Source organism: Streptomyces sp. NPDC058239 (assembly GCF_042882185.1).
Lineage (GTDB): Bacteria > Actinomycetota > Actinomycetes > Streptomycetales > Streptomycetaceae > Streptomyces.
In genome coordinates, this window is the sequence record NZ_JBHVWS010000025.1 from 89,392 (window position 1) to 107,167 (window position 17,776).

At 68.1% G+C, this 17,776-nt stretch carries 16 protein-coding genes and 3 pseudogenes; 8 read left to right on the top strand and 11 right to left on the bottom strand.

Annotated elements, in window-relative coordinates:
* Positions 1-27: 27 nt before the first annotated feature.
* The gene (locus ACFVYE_RS25400; RefSeq protein ID WP_383971691.1) at positions 28-357 is read right to left on the bottom strand and encodes a TetR/AcrR family transcriptional regulator C-terminal domain-containing protein; all 330 of its coding nucleotides are present in this window, start codon (positions 355-357) and stop codon (positions 28-30) included.
* Positions 358-458: 101 nt separating this feature from the next.
* Here ACFVYE_RS25400 and ACFVYE_RS25405 point away from each other — a divergent pair.
* Positions 459-1,253: pseudogene (locus ACFVYE_RS25405) on the top strand (MFS transporter); the annotation flags it as partial.
* 256 nt (positions 1,254-1,509) lie between these two features.
* Here the strand turns inward: ACFVYE_RS25405 and ACFVYE_RS25410 are convergent.
* From ACFVYE_RS25410 to ACFVYE_RS25455, 10 genes and pseudogenes are all read right to left on the bottom strand, one after another.
* On the bottom strand, positions 1,510-1,911 hold the full coding sequence (locus ACFVYE_RS25410) for a hypothetical protein (RefSeq protein WP_389607445.1): 402 nt from the start codon (positions 1,909-1,911) through the stop codon (positions 1,510-1,512).
* Between the two features lie 887 nt (positions 1,912-2,798).
* Complete coding sequence (locus ACFVYE_RS25415; RefSeq protein ID WP_383971682.1) at positions 2,799-3,572, bottom strand: RNA ligase family protein; 774 nt, start codon at positions 3,570-3,572, stop codon at positions 2,799-2,801.
* A gap of 742 nt (positions 3,573-4,314) precedes the next feature.
* Positions 4,315-4,956 carry an HAD family hydrolase gene (locus tag ACFVYE_RS25420; protein WP_383971679.1) on the bottom strand — a complete coding sequence of 214 codons (642 nt, stop codon included), beginning with the start codon at positions 4,954-4,956 and terminating at the stop codon, positions 4,315-4,317.
* A gap of 142 nt (positions 4,957-5,098) precedes the next feature.
* Positions 5,099-6,034 (bottom strand): hydroxymethylbilane synthase, encoded by a 936-nt coding sequence (gene hemC, locus ACFVYE_RS25425; protein WP_383971676.1) that lies wholly within the window; start codon positions 6,032-6,034, stop codon positions 5,099-5,101.
* Between the two features lie 5 nt (positions 6,035-6,039).
* The gene (locus tag ACFVYE_RS25430) at positions 6,040-6,420 is read right to left on the bottom strand and encodes a hypothetical protein (protein WP_389607446.1); all 381 of its coding nucleotides are present in this window, start codon (positions 6,418-6,420) and stop codon (positions 6,040-6,042) included.
* A gap of 59 nt (positions 6,421-6,479) precedes the next feature.
* A pseudogene (locus ACFVYE_RS25435) lies at positions 6,480-6,635 on the bottom strand (dihydrofolate reductase); the annotation flags it as partial.
* A 397-nt stretch (positions 6,636-7,032) separates the two neighbouring features.
* On the bottom strand, positions 7,033-7,590 hold the full coding sequence (locus ACFVYE_RS25440; protein ID WP_389607447.1) for a DUF4232 domain-containing protein: 558 nt from the start codon (positions 7,588-7,590) through the stop codon (positions 7,033-7,035).
* A gap of 433 nt (positions 7,591-8,023) precedes the next feature.
* The gene (locus ACFVYE_RS25445) at positions 8,024-8,566 is read right to left on the bottom strand and encodes a hypothetical protein (RefSeq protein WP_389607448.1); all 543 of its coding nucleotides are present in this window, start codon (positions 8,564-8,566) and stop codon (positions 8,024-8,026) included.
* A 181-nt stretch (positions 8,567-8,747) separates the two neighbouring features.
* The gene (locus ACFVYE_RS25450) at positions 8,748-9,536 is read right to left on the bottom strand and encodes a hypothetical protein (RefSeq protein WP_389607449.1); all 789 of its coding nucleotides are present in this window, start codon (positions 9,534-9,536) and stop codon (positions 8,748-8,750) included.
* A gap of 62 nt (positions 9,537-9,598) precedes the next feature.
* Positions 9,599-9,733: pseudogene (locus ACFVYE_RS25455) on the bottom strand (IS5/IS1182 family transposase); the annotation flags it as partial.
* Between the two features lie 26 nt (positions 9,734-9,759).
* Here ACFVYE_RS25455 and ACFVYE_RS25460 point away from each other — a divergent pair.
* The 7 genes from ACFVYE_RS25460 to ACFVYE_RS25490 all read left to right on the top strand — a co-directional run bounded on the left by ACFVYE_RS25460 (position 9,760) and on the right by ACFVYE_RS25490 (position 17,499).
* Positions 9,760-10,089, top strand: a complete 330-nt coding sequence (locus ACFVYE_RS25460) for a DUF427 domain-containing protein (protein WP_383971665.1) — start codon at positions 9,760-9,762, stop codon at positions 10,087-10,089.
* 309 nt (positions 10,090-10,398) lie between these two features.
* Positions 10,399-12,105: an MOSC domain-containing protein gene (locus ACFVYE_RS25465; protein WP_389607450.1), complete on the top strand. Its 1,707-nt coding sequence runs from the start codon at positions 10,399-10,401 to the stop codon at positions 12,103-12,105.
* A gap of 346 nt (positions 12,106-12,451) precedes the next feature.
* A complete protein-coding gene (locus ACFVYE_RS25470; RefSeq protein ID WP_383971659.1) occupies positions 12,452-12,859 on the top strand; it encodes an SH3 domain-containing protein in 408 nt (135 codons plus the stop codon).
* Positions 12,860-13,124: 265 nt separating this feature from the next.
* Positions 13,125-13,601, top strand: coding sequence for a transposase (locus ACFVYE_RS25475; protein ID WP_383971656.1), 477 nt, complete (start codon positions 13,125-13,127; stop codon positions 13,599-13,601).
* Between the two features lie 1,047 nt (positions 13,602-14,648).
* The gene (locus ACFVYE_RS25480) at positions 14,649-15,056 is read left to right on the top strand and encodes an archease (protein WP_383971653.1); all 408 of its coding nucleotides are present in this window, start codon (positions 14,649-14,651) and stop codon (positions 15,054-15,056) included.
* 26 nt (positions 15,057-15,082) lie between these two features.
* A complete protein-coding gene (locus ACFVYE_RS25485; protein ID WP_383971650.1) occupies positions 15,083-16,066 on the top strand; it encodes a CapA family protein in 984 nt (327 codons plus the stop codon).
* Positions 16,067-16,071: 5 nt separating this feature from the next.
* Positions 16,072-17,499, top strand: a complete 1,428-nt coding sequence (locus tag ACFVYE_RS25490) for an RtcB family protein (RefSeq protein ID WP_383971647.1) — start codon at positions 16,072-16,074, stop codon at positions 17,497-17,499.
* Positions 17,500-17,776: the final 277 nt, after the last annotated feature.

Genomic DNA, 17,776 nt, shown 5'->3' on the forward strand with positions numbered 1-17,776 from the left:
CACTGTTCTTATTTCTGCCCCAGCCCCCTACACGGTTCGGTAAGCCCGTAGGAAGGTCCGTACTCCCTCGACGATGAGTGGCCGGACGCGGGTGTCCTCCGCGGCATTCGCGGAACCGAGCCTGTCCAGCGTGACGCCGAAGGTCAGCGCGATGAACTGGTCGGCCGCGAGTCGGGGGTCGGGGACGTCGAGCAGCCCGGCCGCGGCGAAGGCGGCGAACCGCTCCGCGAGTGCCTCGTCGGGGGTGTCGGCCATGGAGTTGTAGCCCTGGTGCGGCAGGTGGCCGGATTCCGCCCGGACCAGTCGTTGCAGCGTTGCGTACTCCGCCGAGCCGAGCATGTCGGTCGCGATGCGCATCGAGAACGTGACCAGGGCGTCACTGCACGGTGTAGTGCAGCGTCGAGCTCATGGCGGGCCGCTGTGTCCGCCCCGGCCCGGCAATGACGGAAAGGACGTCCATGACCGCAACTCTGGTTTCCCCGGCCCGCATCGATAAGGCCGCTGTCGGGGCCCTCGGCATGCTGACAGTCGCCACCGGTGCCCTGGAGTCGGTGGTGACGCCGACGCTCCCGCTCCCGCAACGCGAGCTGGACATGAGTCCCGCCGAAGGGGCGTTACTCAGCATCATGCTCCTCATCACCGGCGCGCTCGTCACACCGGTCGCGGGCAAGTTAGGCGACCGCTACGGCGGAAAACGGGTCCTGATCCGGCTGATGGCGGTGGTCTGTGCCGGTGGTCTGGTGTCGGCCCTGGCGCCGAACCTGCCGGTGCTGCTGCTCGGTCAGGTACTGCAGGGTGCGATGGTGGGCGCGCTGCCCCTGTCGTTCATCCTGGTGCGCGAGCACCTCCCCGCGGGAGAGTCGAAGGTGGCCATCGGGGTGGTCAGCGGGCTGTTCGTGGGGGGCGGGATGGCCGGAACGCTGTCGGCCGGGCCCGTGGCCGAAGGGCTGTCCCGACACTGGATGTTCGCGCTGCCGACGATCGCGGTCATCGGGGCCACCATCCTGGTGAACAGGCTGATGCCGCATGATCCGCCGAGCCGGTCGGACGGCGCCGGGGTCGACCGGCCCGGCCTGGTCCTCTTGAGCGGGACGCTGGTCACGCTCATGCTCGTGCTCGCGCTTGCGCCCGACATCGGCTCGCAGCCACTCGTGCTCGGCGCCCTCATCGTGGTTCTGGCCGCCTTCGCGAACCGTAAACCACTGATCACAACTGTCCCTTCTCATCCGACCTTGCCGCCGGTCGGGCGACGCCCTGACCTGCGACGAGACGACTTCAGGTGAGACGCCGACTCCGCCAGGTCTCACCTGAAGTCGTCCGTCAGCCGCGCTTCCGTGAGGGCTCGAGCCGCTGTGCGGCCTACCCGCCCACGGCAGAGGTCGACTCGCCGACCGGCGGCTTCTTTGCTGTCTCAGGGTGACGGCGCAAGGCCCCGTCTCACGATCCCGTGGCATTTCCTCGATGCTCCAGCCGATGCCCCCGAACCGGCGGCCGGCTGACCCGTGCAGGCTAGGCGTTCCGTGCGTCGGCGAGCTTGTCCAGCTCGGACATCGCCTCCGCGTGGGCGCTCATCCGCCTGCTCACACTGCCGCTCGTGAAGAGCGCCACACCAGCGACCGACACCGGCACGGAAAGCCCGAGCACAGCCAGGGCTTCGGGCCAGTCGCGTTCGTTCTGACACCAATCCCCCCTTTGCAGACCGTCGTTGGCCGTACCACGCTCGGTCAACAACCTCGACTCGCACTCCGCGGGGTAACGGTCGCCGGGCTCCTCATCGACCTCGTACGGCGTGAGCAGCAGCAGAGCACACCATGTCCACTGGAGCACCGCCACAGCCAACAGACCGATACCCCAGGCTCGTATCCGCCCGGCCCTGTCGCGGAAGTCGAGGTCGTACTCACGTGATCGCATGACGAACGAATCTAGCAGCGTGTCATCGCAGCCAGGCGGGCGCCCGCCAGGCTCATCCCTGAGTCCGCCTCACGTGACGTTGTCTCTGGCGTGCGAACCGAAAAAGGTCAGGTGAGACGGAGGCAAGGTGTCATGAGACGGGACAACAACGAATGACCGCAAGTGACCGGGTTCTGAACGGAGTTGGACTCAGGTTGCGTTCGCGATGCGGTCACTGTACCCACTCGCCGAACGTTTCTTTCCGGCGCCTCCAAGCCCTCACCACACACCGCCGCGAGCAGAAGACGGCGTTCGAGCGCCGATCGACACCGGCCACCCAATGGGCCCCGCGCGCCGGGCACTCCGCCTCACCCGCACCGCCATGCACCGCCGCCAGGCGCCTGCACAACCAACGTTCCGTACGCCACTGCCTGGCACAACACGCCGAAGAACAGACCAAGGCATCAGGCCGCGCCCCCGGCCCGCCGGCGCCCTTGGACACCACGCCAGCGTAGGACCCAAGGCTACTCAGAACCGGGGATCATAATCAGCTTCTCAAGCCGGAAGGGCTCTCCACCGACGCCACGGCCTGGTGGTGGACGTGCGCGCGGACGAGCGGATCCGCAGATGATGCGGCGAAGTTCGCGGTGACCGCGGCATCCTTCCGGACGGTGGGCCGGGACTTCGCACGTGTTGGGGCATCGGACGCGGTGCTGAAGGCAAACGTGCGGTGGCTGGCCCGCCACCGGCAACCGCAGGTGCACCGCCCGGAGGCCGCCGCCCACTTGGTGACGGCGTTCGCCGATGATCGGCGCGGCCCGCACGCTCACGGCGCGGCCGAGCCAGGCGCGGGCGCGGGCGCGGGCGCGGGCCCGGCCGCCGTCACTGCGGCCGGCCGCAGAAAAAGGTCAGCGGCTACGTGCGTCCTGGGTGCGGCGCTTGAGGGTGCGCCGGTAGTCCTGAAAGCGGGCCTTGGCGATCACCGAGCGGTCGCCGCTGCGGAGCACGATGCCCTCGGGGTGGCCGCCCGCGCCCTCGTCCAGGGCCACGCGGGTCGTCGGCAGATGCTCGGCGAGAAACGTCTGCATCTCAGCAATGCCAGTCGGCAGGTCGCCCGCGTCCACCATGGCCAGCCGCGGGACGAGCTCGATGTCCTCGGCCTTGGCGGCCTGGGTCAGTTCGTACTCGGAGAGGAACCGTTGTCCGCCGCCCTCACGCCAGCCGGAGAGCTGGGCCCGCGGCCACTCCAGGACGTCGAGCGGGATGTCGGCCGCATCGAACATGCGGTAGCCGACAGCGCGGCTGCTGGTGTATTCGCGGCTGGCCGCGGTGACCTTGCCGCCGTACACCTCCAGGTACAGGACCCGGATGCCGCTGGTGGGCGGGGTGATGCGGTCGGCGAGGGGACGCAAAGCGTCGGCGATACCGAGGGCGGGGTTCCCGATCAGATCGCCCCGGGCGTAGAGGAGTTCCTCTCTGCTACCGAGGACGTAGTCACCGCCGGGGAAGCTGACGATCCGGCCGTTGGTGCCGTCGACCTTCTCGGTGAGGTACACATCGCCGTTGAACGCGGTCGCCTCCTCGATGAGGCCGCCGTTCTTCGGATCGAGCACATGGTAGGTCGGGATTGACGGATACTTGGTCGCCGTGTTGAGGGCAGCGAGGTCGATGGTGCGGATCATGGTGTGCTGTCCTTCCTGATTCAGGGAGTGCGTGAACGCCGGGGCGGAATGCGGAATAGGGCCGTATTCAGAACTAGCCATACGACAGCAGGAGGCAGCATCGGACGTCCTGCAGCGGGCTCAGGCCAAGGCCGCTCGGGGCGGCAGCGAGCTTGGCATCCCACCCTTCGCTGACAACCCGTTCGGAGAGTTCGGCCATGTCAACAGCCTTGTACGTGGACGCTGGACACGGCGATGACGTGCGCAACAAGCGTGCATTGTGGCCCGGTGTTTGAGCAATGCGTTTTGCTCTCGACAACCACGCGGGCCTCGGCGGTCTTGCGTCGCTCGAAGTGGCCGGCTGATCCGACTCCGCGCGTCCACAGCGACGGTCGCCAGGATGCGCCTCTCGACGGCGACGCCTACTTCATGGATGCGCACGCTGCCCGGTTCGAACGCTGTACCTCGTTACATGCCGTCCCCCTTGGCCGCGCTGCGTCGAGGTGTTCGTCGGCTGCGTCATGGGGCCGGCCCACCCCGCGACACTCAGGCAGCCAACCGGACGAGCCCGTCGTCCGCGACGTCATGGGCGGCGATTGCCGCCGACAGGGGGCAGTGCGTCACTCATCCGAGTGGATGCATGCTCTCCGTCGGCGACGAGCCCCGACGGGTCCACACCGAGGGCTGCGGCGGTCGCGTCGAGTCTCAAAGGTACGCATACGGCTCCGAGGGCTTGAGTTCAGGTGGGGGCCGTCTGGCTGCGTCACTCGTTGACGATTCTGGTCAGGTCCGTGAGCGAAGTGATCGACCAGTCCGCGGTGGCAACGACGTCGGGGTCGTCGGCCCACCAGTGCCCCCACGGCCCGCGGCGAATGTGGGCGGGCCGCAGCCCTGCAGCCTTGGCAGGGAAGACGTCGTTCGCCGGGTGGTCGCCCACGTAGACGGTCTCGTGAGGGGCGGCTCCTGACGCAGCGAGTACGCGCCGGAAGAACTCCGCATCCGGCTTGGCGACACCCCACTCCGCTGAGGTGGCGACGAGGTCGGCAGGAAGGTCGAGCGCGCGGAGCATCTCGCCGGCCTTGCTGGTCTGGTTCCCGGCGACGATCACGCGGATGCCGAGCTTGCGAAGTCCTTCGAGAGCAACGCGTACATCTGGGTAGAGGTCCGTCTCGTCGAGGTGCTCACCCTGGCCGGCTGCTTCGCGGGCAGCGTATTCGGCGGCGATGTCGAAGTCCGGACGAACCATGCGCAACGCCTCTGCGTTGTCACGACCTTGGGTGACGACGGCGCCGACGAGGGCACTGACGGTGTGTCGTGGGACACCGAGCCAGTCGGCCCAGGATGCCCAGTAGCGGTCGTCTCGGGTGAGGGTCTCTCCGATGTCGAACACCACTGCGCGAATCATGGCCGCATCCTATGCGGGCGCCCGACCCCGAGTACTGAATGTTGCGGCAGTCATCAGAGCTCACACGCCGCTACGGGTCACCATTTCAGCCGTCGCCGAGACGTGTCTGCACGTTCCGGCCGGCAGCGCCATCACCGCCGAGTCAGTGCGCAATGCCGTCGATCAGCTCGCGTGCACCTTGACGCAGCAGGCTGACGGCGACAGAGGTACCTAGGGTGGCGGGATCGAGAGGGCCGGCCCATTCGTGGGCGTTGAGGACGGTCTTGCCGTCGGGCGTGAAGACCTTGGCCCGTAGCGACAGCTCGCCGTTTCCTTCAACCTGTGCGTATCCGGCGATGGGGCTGTTGCAGTGGCCTTGCAGTACGTGGAGGAACATCCGCTCGGCGGTGGTCTCACGGTACGTGGCGGGGTGGCCGAGTGGGCTGACGGCGTCGATCAGCGCGGTGTCGCCTTCGCGGCACTGCAGGGCCAGGATCCCGGCTCCGATCGGCGGACACATCACCTCGGGCGACAGGATCTCGGTGATCACGTCGGTACGGTCGATGCGTTCCAGTCCGGAAACGGCCAGGAGCAGGGCGTCGGCCTCGCCCGCGGCGAGTTTCTCCAGGCGGCGGTTGGCATTGCCACGCATCGGCACGCATTCCAGGTGCGGGTGGGATGCGGCCAACTGAGCGATGCGGCGTACGGAGGAGGTCCCGATCCGGGAGCCGGCCGGGAGCTGGTCGAGCTGCAGGCCGTCCGGGTGGATGAGAGCGTCGCGGATGTCGTCGCGTTCGAGGAAGGCGGCGAAGGTGGTCCCGGCGGGCAGGGGTCGGTCGGCGGGGACGTCCTTGACGCAGTGCACCGCGAGGTCCGCCTCCCCGGCGAGCAGGGCCTGGTCGACTTCCTTGGTGAACGCGCCCTTGCCCTCGACCTGGGAGAGGTCACCCATCCATTTGTCGCCGGTCGTCTTGACGGGGACGACTTCGGTGGCAGTGGCGGGGTGGAACACGGCCAGCTCGGCACGGACGCGCTCCACCTGAGCGAGGGCCATGGGTGAGTCGCGGGACACGATACGGATCAGCTCAGGGGCGGACATGCCGCTCACGATAGCCCGTCAGATGCGGGTTCCGATAAGTACCCCGGATGGCCATGTCGCGGGAGTGGCAAGCAAGTTGGCTGATCGGTCAGGTGTGCGAGGAACAAGTCGACGCCGGACTGGCGGGCGCTGGGACATGTGGGTTGTGGCAGCAGGTCGTCGACGACGTGGAGTCTGCCGGGTTCCAGCAGGTCGAGAAGGCCGTCCAGGCGGTGAAACTTCCCGGGTCGACGGTCGACGTAGGCCAGGGCGAGCGGCGGTCCGCTGCAGGTGTCGCCATCGGCCGCCTCGAAGGCTATGCGCGGGTCGGTGCCGAGGTGCGCGGCTGCGACGGCCTGCCGGGCGCTGTCCGTCTCGACACTGGTCAGGCGGGCGTCAGAACTCATGCCGTGGAGCAGCCAGGCGGCTCCCGGTCGTCCACGTCCACCGCCGGGAGTCCTCGGCGCTGGGCTTCGCCCGATCCGAAGTACCGTTTGCCTGAGCCGAAGACCACAGGCACGACGCCCATCGCCACCTCGTCCACCAGGCCGAGGCTGAACGCCTGCCCGCCGACGTCGCCCGCCGCCACGGCAACGGAACGCTCCCCTGCGAGTTCCTTGGCCGGGTCATCCCTGCCCGGGCTCACCGTGGCGGTTTGGTTCGGCCCTGGCCGACCCGCCCACTCGAACTCCCACGGCACACGATCAACCATCCCCGGGACCACCGGATGTGCGGGCCCGTCCAGCGAGGTCGGACAGCGAGGTGAGACGGTGCAGCAAGAGCGGACCAGTGATTGAAGCCCAGTGAGCATCGAGCCGGCTAGAACCTGGCGGATACGGGCCGGTGTGCAGCGTGTGACCCGCTCATCCTCGGACGGCCGGGTCAACCCCGAAGCCGGTTCCCTGCTCCGGTGGGGAGGCCACATGGAAAGCCTGCGGCATAGGCATGGCGAGGCTGTCGGAGTGGTGCTGGGCACCTCCCGGACCGAACACGGTGACCCATACGGCACCCTCCGACCGTCAGGAACCGGCAGCGTGAAAGGCAGTAGCACGGACAGTGCTGCCGCAGAGCGCGAAGTCGCCACCGTCATCCGGCGCCAGCTGCTGCCTCCCGCCCGCGACACCCACCACGATCGAGGGCGCGACGGAAGGCGCGGCGCCGGAGACGCAGTACCCGCCCGCCTCACCAAGAACCGGCGTAAAGGAGAGTTGCGTAGAGGCCCGGCCGCCAACCGCCAGTTGTACTGGCCCCGCCTTGCCCTGCCGGACGACATTGAGAGGTTTGTTCCTGTCCGGCGAGCCTTGACCCGCGAGAGCCACCGTGGGAAAGCCGCTCAGCACGCACGGCTTCGGACCCTGGTTGATGACGGTGATCCGTACCTGGCTGGGCTCCATCCGCTGCGCGCTGTTCGCGACGAGTTGGGTGTTCGTGCATGCGGCAACCTGGGCTCGCCCAAGGGCGGCCCCATCTGCCGTTGCCCCGGAACCGGTACCTGCCAACAAGCATCCAACCAAAGCACCCGCCACGAGCAACACGGACGAGGTCTTGGTCACGCTGCTTCCCGATGCGTATTTCATGGGCTGTCCTCCCACGGTTCACAAGATGCCTCAAAGCCCCGGCCACCAAGTGCTCTCCGACTGGATCGGCAACCGGGCCCTACGGAGCGCTGGACCGGAATCGTCACGAGGCTGAATGACACCGCCCCGCTCCATACCGGCTTCCCCCCTCCCAGCGTCGCACCCGCCCCCGCCATCGGCTCGCTTAGGGCTCTGACCTGGTCGTGACATCGGTTGGTGCATGGTCAGCCACGCAAGAAACAGGCCGTAACCGTGCGCCACCCCGTGAGCACACGACGGGTCCGGAGTCCTACTCGCCGACGGGCCAGACCTACCTGCTCACTGTAAAATCCGGGAACGACGCCAGTGGCTTGCGTACTCTCGCTCTCACGTGTGTGTGGGGGCCGGCTCCGGCAAACCCGATGCCGCGCGGTTTGATCAGCGTGCTTGCAGGTCAGGCCTTGGCCTCAGGACTTTCATCAGCGGAGATCGTGAGAAGACGGGCGACGGTGTCTTCGAGATCGGAACGACGTACCGGCTGGCATTCCAGTGGCGCGCACACTTCGAAGGCGAGGCGCTGCACCCGCGTCTCGCCGGACATCAGTACCTGAAGGAACTCCGGCCCATCGGTTTCTTCACGGCCCATCAGGACTTCGACAGTCAGCCAGGTGCCGTCCGCGATCTGTTGCAATCCGCTCTGTGGCTCGCCATCAATCAGCATGAACTCCTTCTCGTACCGGCCTTCGGGTGGGGTTGCCAGCAGCCACTGGGCGAACGCGGCGGACCGTGGCGCACCGCCACCCAGTGGCACGCGTCCGATGAAGTAGGCGTCGAACCACCAGGTTCCGTCCGGCTCTTTGCCGATGGCCATCCATAGGTCGTCCACCGGCGATCCGGGGTAGTGAGTGCCGCGCCAGCCGAGCCGAAAGACCGGCCCGGTCTCGTCGCGGTCGCCGGACATCATCGAGCCTTCCTTCCACGTCGGGACTTCGAACACTCGCACACTGGAGTGTACGGAGGAGCATCTCCCGAGCCGAAGCACGCAAGCCGAGCAGACTCGGCTCGGAGGAAGAAGAGCGTCAGCACGTCCGCTCTATTGCAGGAGCTGAGCGCTCGCACCGAGCAAGTGCTCGGCCAGAGTGTGTCCGATGGGTCGCGGCGCGGGTGATGAGTCTGAGTCAGTGCAGGTCCGCCTGAAAAGCGTGCCGGTGGTCGGCGGGGCAGGTGAAGATTCGCAGGTCGCCCCATCTGCCGACAACAACCCCTGTCTTGTCGTCGCTGGCCACGGTGAACAGCAGCGTCATGCCCGTGCCGCACTCACCGCATCGAAACACGGTGGGGTGCGACAGGTGCCAGGTCGGCCAGCCGCCCAGTTTCCAGCCCGCGAGGCGGGTAATGACATCGCCGCCGTCGCCGGTCTCGCGGACCAGTTCCTCCAGCCGCGGCCGGAGCTCTGGGGGCAGTTCGTCTCGGAAGGGGAAGTCGGTCAGATACTCAGCGGTGATGGAGCACGCCTGGGGCAGGTATCCGTCCTCGTCGTACCGCGAGGGCGACGGCCGGGTCGTCAACTGGCTTGTCACATCGTCGGCCTGACGCCAGCGCACCTCCAGCACGGGGCTGGCGTCGGCCTGCTGGGCCGGAGGATCCCAGTGTTCATTGGGGCACCAAAGGATCTGCAAAAGGTCGGTGTCGGCGGGCCACCACGGTCCCGGCATGTCACGCCGGTAGATCTGGGCGACCGGCACCATGGGTGTGGCAGGTACGCCTGCAGGGCTTTCTTCGTCGGGCAAGGAGCACTCGGGCCACGCCTCGTCGCTCGGCCAGAGCAGCGGGCCGCCGATCGAGCTGCTGCCGGCCTCTGGCTTCCCGCGCTCGGGGTGCAGCACGACTGCGTCGCGCGCATATGGAGCGAGTTCGGGAAGCGCGGCGAGTATCGCTTCGGGCGACGGTCTGGGGATGCGCTTCATCGTGCCTTCTGGTCAGTTGGTCTCGGATCGTCCGCAGCGTACAGCCCGGCTGTGACAGCGGATCATGAGCGGACCGACAGCCGGATGACAGCAACGGTGACCGTGCCATGAAAGACATACGCCCGTTTCTCGTATCTGGTGGCCGCGGCCCGGATGCCCTTGAGCGCCAGGATGGTTCGCTCCACTTCATCGCGTCGGGCATACCGGCCGCCGGTCGAAGCCGGTGGTGCTCTACGAGTCCGGGTTCGCACCGCGGTGGTACGTGCCGCGTGAGGACATCCAGGAGAAGGAACTGACGCCGGTCGAGGGCCAGACTTTCTGCCCCTACAAGGGGCTGGCCAGCTACTACGACATCGGCGAGTCCAAGCGGGCGGCGTGGTCGTACCGCGAGGCCTACCCCGAGGTCGGGCGGGTCGACGATCTGGTCTCCTTCGAGCCCGACAAGGTCGAGGTCTACCTCGACGGTGAGCGGCTGCGCCTTGAGCCGGGCCAGCAGGTGATGCCCCACGGGATCGACCGAGGCCTGGGGGCCGATGAGGTCCTCTCCCGCTGAAACCGAATCAGGTGCGGGGCCTCGGCCGCTTTCGTCACCGCGGCCATGTCGACGAGAGCTACCTTGCATTCCGGTGCCCGAACAGTAGCCATTCGCAGAATGTGGCCCGGGCCGTTCAACGATTCATATTGCGAGGCGGGGCGCTGATCAGTCTGACCACTAGACTCGATGATCTGGAGATGGAGGCCTCCCCATCGGCCGGGAGAGGTCCGATCGATTCGAGCAGCATGTTTCAGGTGACCAGTTTCATCGTGCGAAGGCGCCGCACCGGGAGGATGAAATGGCGAGGCGACCCTGCTCTCAGTCAATGTGGGACTGCCGAAGGACGTGCGCTGGCGCGGCAGGGCGGTACACACGGGAGCGTGGAAGTATCCCGTCGACGGCCCCCAGATGGTGCGCCGCCTCAACATCGACGGAGACGGCCAGGGCGACCTGCAGGGCCACGGCGGGGAGCAGAGGGCAGTCCTCGTCTACCAGAGGCAGTCCTACGCGTACTGGAGCAAGGTTCTTGAGCGCGACAATCTCGAGTTTGGCCAGTTCGGGGAGAATTTCACCGTCGACGGGCTGGCGGACGACGACGTGTGCATCGGCGACCGGTACCGCATCGGCGAAGCCGAATTCGAGGTCACTCAGCCACGTGTGACCTGTTACCGCGTCGGCATGCGGCTGCACGAGCCGCGCATGGCCTCCCTGCTGGTCGCCCACCACCGGCCCGGCTTTTACCTCCGCGTCATCACCGAGGGCAGGGTCAAGGCGGGAGACCGGATCACACGGACCCGCACCGGCAAGGGGTCACTCACCGTCGCCGATACCGATGCTCTGCTCTATCTCCCGGGTCCCGACCCGGCCAAACTGCGCACTGCCTTGAGTATCGAGGCACTCAGTCCCGGATGGCAGCAGTCCTTCCAGGACATGAGCCGCCGGCTCGACCAGCCGCCCCGTCCCTCACCCGCCGCGCCGGGGTGGAAGGGCTTCAGGCAACTGCGCGTGACCCAGGTCGTCCCCGAGACCCCCACGGTGTCCTCGTTCTACCTGCAGGCCATGGACTCCCAGCCACTGCCCCCGGCCATGGCCGGCCAGTACCTGAGCGTACGAGTCCCCGGAGAGGGCGAGACCAGCCTGGTGCGTTCGTATTCGTTGTCCTCTGCCCCCGGTGCCGCCGAGTACCGGATCAGCGTCAAACGCGAAGACCGCGGCACGGTCAGCACCTACCTCCACACCCGCCTGAACAGAGGCGACGTCATCGAAGTGGCCGCCCCTCGCGGGACGTTCGTGTTGGCCGATGACCACACGCCCGTGGCACTGTTCTCGGCGGGCATCGGCGTCACCCCCGTTCTGGCGATGCTGCACCAGCTGGCCCGCGAGCACAGCTCCCGCGCCGTGTGGTGGGCACACACCGCGCGCAACCACGGGCAGCACGCCTTCGCAGAAGAAGCCCGGCAGCTGCTCGCCCGGCTGCCCAACGCCCGCGCCTTCATCTACTACACCACCCCGAATCTCGAGGTCGCCGGGGAGCCGGGCATCACGCACGGACATATGACCAATGAAGGTATCCGGGAGCTGGGCGTCCCCGCCGATGCGCACGCCTACCTGTGCGGCCCTGCGGGCTTCATGTCGGACGTGACATCTGCTCTCCAGCTGGCGGGGCTGAGCGAGTCGAACATCCATACCGAGATCTTCGGAGCGCCGGCGGCCATCAACCCCGGCATCACCGGCCCAGGTCCCGCGCGTCCTCACCAGCCGCCCGGTCCTCAGGGCACAGGGCCTTTCGTCACCTTCGCCCGCAGCGGACTGTCCACCCGCTGGTCGGACCAGTACGCAACACTGCTGGAGCTGGCGGAGGCATGCGACATCCCCACGCGCTGGTCCTGCCGCACCGGGGTATGCCATACCTGCACCACTCCCCTGCTCACCGGCCAGGTCCAGTACACGACGCACCCCCTGGAGAGTCCCGCCTCAGGTGAAGCCCTGCCATGCTGCAGCATCCCCACCACCGATGTCCTTCTTGACCTATGAGGTGACCGGGCCGCTGAAGCCATAGGCCGCGTCCGCGCTCACCCAACGGAACGGGATCCGGTCTGCGATCGCCTTGCGGACCATCGCCTGACATCACCACGACAGCAAAGTGAGAATCGCTGTGGGCAGCGAGGTGAGAATCAGCACGAGCAGGCAGCGGTGCCGCCCGTCGCCAACACCGGTACGGCTCAGAGCCCGACCACGATCCCGAAGCGGGGGCCCGCTCGCCTGATTGCCATCGTCTTTTCGGGGGATCAATACGCTGCCACAGCACAGGGTGCAGGGCGTATGACCCGATGAGTGATCGGATGTGATCCAGAGTCAGGAATGAGCGAGAGGAATGGTCATGTTGAAGATCTTGGAGAGGCGCGCTCGGCGCATCGCCGTAGGCTCGGGCGCTGCCGCAGTCGTCGTGCTCGGTGCTCCGCTGCTGGCCGCCGCGGCTCCCGCTCAGGCTTCTGTTCCCGTGGAGCCCTACGCCACGGTGATCAGCCAGAATGGGGTGAACGAGCGGCAGTACCCCAGCACCGACTCGTCGGCGGTGGGCATCCTCCAGTACGCCGATCAAGTGGGCCTGCGATGCAAGGTCCGTGCGCAGAACATCGCCGACAACAGCGTCTGGTACCTGCTGCGTGACGAGCAGGCATGGATCTCGGCAAGGTACGTAGTCCAGACCGGGACCGTCCCCTACTGCAAGGACCTCCAGCAGAACCGGATCGCTCACAGCCCCGAGGCGACCGACGCCATGGGCTGAGTGCACCCGTCCCTGAGAACGTTCGACCATGACGGACACGGTCTGAGTCGACAGCTGCGCCCCGAAACGGCCGTGGGCCGACACTGTTGGCGAATCCGAAGCGAAGAGAGGCCCCTGGTCCATTCACTTCGTTGGGTGACTGGACCAGGGGTCGTTTCGCGTGTGGGGGCTCGGTGCCGCTTCGAAGCGGCGTCGTGAGTGAGGTTCCGCGGGCACGGCATTGGTGGCGAAGGCTGCGTTTCCCAAGGGCAGCCTGGCGATCCGTGTGCGTGATGAGCTGGGACAACTGTTCGCGGACGAGCAGTTCTCCAACCTGTTTCCCCGCCCTGGGTGTCCAGGGCCTCCGTCGGCGACGCTCGACCTGGCGCTCGTGTTGCAGTTCGTCGGGGGACTGTCGGACCGGCAGTCGGCTGACCCGGTACGGGGTCGGACCGACTGGAAGTACGCCCTCAACCTGGAGCTGTCCGATCCCGGGTTCGACTGCTCCGTGCTGAGCGAGTTCCGTGATCGCGTTGTCGCCGGAGGGCGCCGAAGTACGCTCATGGAAGTGCTCCTGAACCGCTGCCGCGAACACGGCCTCCCTCGGGCCGGTGGCCGTCAGCGCACGGACTCCACCCACGTCCTCGCCGCAACACGAGAAATCAACCGCATGGAACTCGCCGTCGAGACACTGCGATGCGCTCTCAACGCGCCCGCCGCAGCGGGCCAGGACTGGCTCGCCGAGTGGATCCCCGCTGAGTGAATCGACCGATACGGACGCCGAGCCGAGGACTACCGGCTGTCCAGAGGTGTCCGCCGCAGAGTTCGGTTCGGATGCCATGGAGCTACTCCGGCAGGTTCGTGATCCGCTCGCGCCCTCCTGGCTCCGCGAACTGCCGACCGTGCGGACGCTGCGACAGCTCTGTCGGTCCAGCAGTTCCATGTCGTCGACGGAGCGGTGCGGTGGCGCACAGCCAAGTACCTCCCATCCGGAACCGCCCGCCGGACAAGCCCGTACGACCTCGAAGCGCGCTCACTGCCGCCAAGGGCGCCGTCTTCGCGGTGGCCTGCGCTGACTCCAGCGGGTTTCACCATGGGCCGGGCTCGGATACGCGCTGTTGGCCCACCGCAGAACTCGGGCCAGAACCTCTGCCTGTGGAACAGAGCTTTCCCGCGCAGGGCCGGGCCGGGGAGGGAAAGGACTCGCAGCGGCGCATGGCCCGCCCGGTCGACGTGCGAAGGGCTCCCGGGCGGGCTCCGCCCTCCACATTGCCCGGCTCCCGCTGTTGCCGCATGCGGAGCGGCTGTTGTCTGGGCCGAATGGAACGGCGATCCTCCGAAGTCACCATCCGTCCAGCCTGATGCATGCCGCGCCAAGAAGACCTCCAGGTAGGGAGCGGCGCCCGCTTCCCAGTCGGCCGGTTCACGGGCGCTCAGGTCCCAGTCGAATTCCTACAGCCGGAGGGTGCAGTCGCTGCTTCCGGACAGTGCGAATCGTCCGTCGGTCGTCCACGCAGCCCTCGGCGTCGCATGCGTGCACTCCTTCACAACGACCGCGAGACAACTACCATATGTCATATATCGATTACCTCTGGTGAACGAGGCAGGAAAGGTGTGTGCACCGCCGATAGGTCGTCGTGCCTCGGGCAGGTTGCCCTGGAGCGGTGTACGGGACGACTCTGGAGGGGCATGGCCTGCCGCTCGGAGAACTCGGCAGCAGGCTGTGCATCCGAAAGGCGACGGAGAGGCGCCGACCGTGGACGGTCGGGAACCTGCGGGGAAGCAGCCCGGCGCGAGTGGACACCGGACTGTGCCACACACCGCGGACATGCGGGTGGAGGCATGGTCGCCGACGGCCGAGGGGTGCATCGTCGAGGCGGTGCGCGCGGTGGTGGAGGGCTTCGCCGAAACGGCCGGGGCCGCGGTCGTCGGTGAACGCGCATACGTGGCCACGGCGGAGTCCGACGAGGATCTGCTGGTGTCCGTCCTGGAGGAGGTCGTCTACCGGATGGATGCCGACGGTGAGATCCCGCTCGATGTGGAGGTGGGGTCGATCCGGTCGGCGGGCGGCGGTCGGGGCCTGTCGGTCCGCTTCCGGATGGCCGACGCCGGCACCGCCGTGCCGATCGGTGCGGTGCCGAAGGCCGTTTCGCTGCACGACCTGCAACTGCGTGGCGGCCCTGGCAGCTGGACCTGCCGGGTGACCCTCGACGTCTGAGCGCAGGTCGGGGAAGGGACTCGATCATGACGCTGACGGTGGCACTGGCAGGCGACACCATGCTCGGACGCAGCGTCGCCGAGGAGCTGCGCCACTCGCCGGGGCCGGGGACGCTGGTCTCCGCGGGGGTCAGGAAGGCGCTCGCGGAGGCGGACCTGTTCGTGCTCAACCTGGAGTGCTGTGTCTCCGACCGCGGGCAGCGCTGGCCCGACCCGCGAAAGGCGTTCTTCTTCCGCGCTCCCTCCGCCACCGCGAAGGTGCTCGCCGAACTGGGGGTGAGCTGTGTGACGCTCGCCAACAACCACGCCCTGGACTACGGGTTCGACGCCATGGCCGACACCCGAACCCTGCTGGCCGGGGCGGGCGTCCACGCGGTCGGCGCCGGGGCGAGCGTACGCGCGGCCCGGGAGTTCGCGGTGCTGGAGGCGGGCGGTGTGCGGCTTGCGGTGGTGGGCGTCACGGACCACCCGCGGGAGTACGCGGCCGGGGCGGACAGTCCCGGTGTGGCCTGGGCCGATCTTCACGCGGGGGTGCCCGGCTGGCTGACGGAGTCGGTGGGCCGGGCCGCTGCGGCGGCGGACGTCGTGCTGGTCACTCCGCACTGGGGCCCCAACATGACCTCCCGGCCGCCGCGCCACGTCTCGGCCGCGGCCCCGGAGCTGCTGGCGGCGGGAGCGACGCTGGTCGCCGGGCATTCCGCCCATGTCTTCCACGGCATCGCCGACCGGATCCTGTACGACCTGGGTGACTTCGTCGACGACTATGCCGTCGATCCGGTCCTGCGCAACGACCTGGGGCTCCTCTTTCTGGTGACCTTGGACGGCCCGGATGCCGCACACCTGGTTCCTGTCCGGGTAGAGGCGATGCCGCTGGCCCTGGACTACTGCCACACCCGCCTGGCGCGCGGCGAGGACCGGGAGTGGATCCGCGAGCGGCTCACCACCGCCTGCGCCGAATTCGGCACCGCCGTCGCCGATCGGACCGGACGGCTGACGGTCGACTGGAGGTGAGGGACGTGGACATCGCACTGGTGGAGAAGAGTCCGTACCGCTTCCGTATCGAGCAGCGGGAGCCGATGCGCGTACCCGGTGTGGTGTTCGCCTCGCGGGCACTGCTGCCGCAGGCGGCTGGGGACAAGGCGATGGAGCAGGTGGCGAACGTGGCGACGCTGCCCGGCATCGTCCGTGCTTCCTTCGCCATGCCCGACGTCCACTGGGGCTACGGCTTCCCGATCGGCGGGGTGGCCGCCACCGACGTTTCCCGCGGCGGGGTCATCTCGCCCGGTGGCGTCGGGTTCGACATCTCCTGCGGCGTACGGCTGCTGGCCGCCGATATCGACCGCGAGTCGCTCGACCGTGACCGGATGCGGCGGCTGATGGACATCCTCGACAGCACCATCCCGCGCGGCATGGGGCGTGGCGGACTGTGGAAGCTGTCGGGGGCCGGGGAGATGGACGAGCTGCTGGTCGGCGGCGCTCGGTACGCGGTCGAGCACGGGCACGGTGTGCCGCGCGACCTCGCGCGCTGCGAGGACTACGGCGTCCTGGACGGCGCGGCCCCGGGGCAGGTGAGCACGCGCGCCGTCGAGCGCGGCCTACACCAGGTGGGAAGCCTCGGCTCGGGCAACCACTTCCTGGAGGTCCAGGCGGTCGATCAGATCTACGCCCCGGCCACCGCGGCGGCCTTCGGGCTGCGGGTGGGCCAGGTGTGCGTCATGATCCACTGCGGCTCGCGCGGTCTGGGGCACCAGGTGTGCACCGACCACGTCCGCGTGATGGACCAGGAACTGCACCGGTACGGTATCCAGGTCCCGGACCGGCAGCTGGCCTGCACGCCGGTCGACTCGCCCCGGGGTCACGCCTATCTGGGGGCGATGGCGGCGGCCGCCAACTACGGCCGGGCCAACCGCCAGCTGCTGTCCGAAGCCACCCGCCACGCCTTCACGACGGCTGCGGGAGTCGGTCTGGAGCTGGTCTACGACATCTCGCACAACATGGCCAAACTCGAGACCCATGAAGTGGACGGTGTGGCACGTCAACTGTGCGTCCACCGCAAGGGCGCGACGCGGGCGCTGCCGCCCGGCGACCCGAGCCTGCCGGAGGACCTCGTCCAGGCGGGCCAGCCGGTACTGGTCCCCGGGACGATGGGCACTGCCTCGTACGTGATGGTCGGCCTGCCCGGTAACGACGCCTTCCACTCCGCCTGCCACGGCGCCGGCCGGGTCTGGAGCCGCCACCACGCGCTGCGCATGGTCCGTGGGGAGCAGCTTCGCGGCGAGCTGGAAGCCCGGGGCATCGCCGTGCGCCCCTCCTCGTGGCGTGGTCTCGCCGAGGAGACGCCGGAGGCCTACAAGGACGTCGACGCGGTCGCCGCCGTCACCGAGGGCGCCGGACTTGCCCGGCTGGTCGCACGTCTGGTGCCGCTGGGCGTCGTCAAGGGATGAGCCGGTACGAAGCGGGGAGAGAGGGACGCGGCTTCACGAGGTCTGGCCGGTGAGACGTGCGCGCGGCCGGCCGGGGTCTGTGGGAGTGGCTCCTCCGCGTTCCCGCGCGCTTCGGCGGCAGCACGCGGACTTACCGGACCTTCGCGCATGCTCCGACCAGCTGGGCTCCCGCACCTCGGCGGAACGCGAGTAGCGTGGAGTGCAGGTACAGCGTCGGCGAGAAATCCGGTCGAAAGCCGAGAGCAGGTATGGCAGGTTGCCGGTCCTGCTGCTTTCA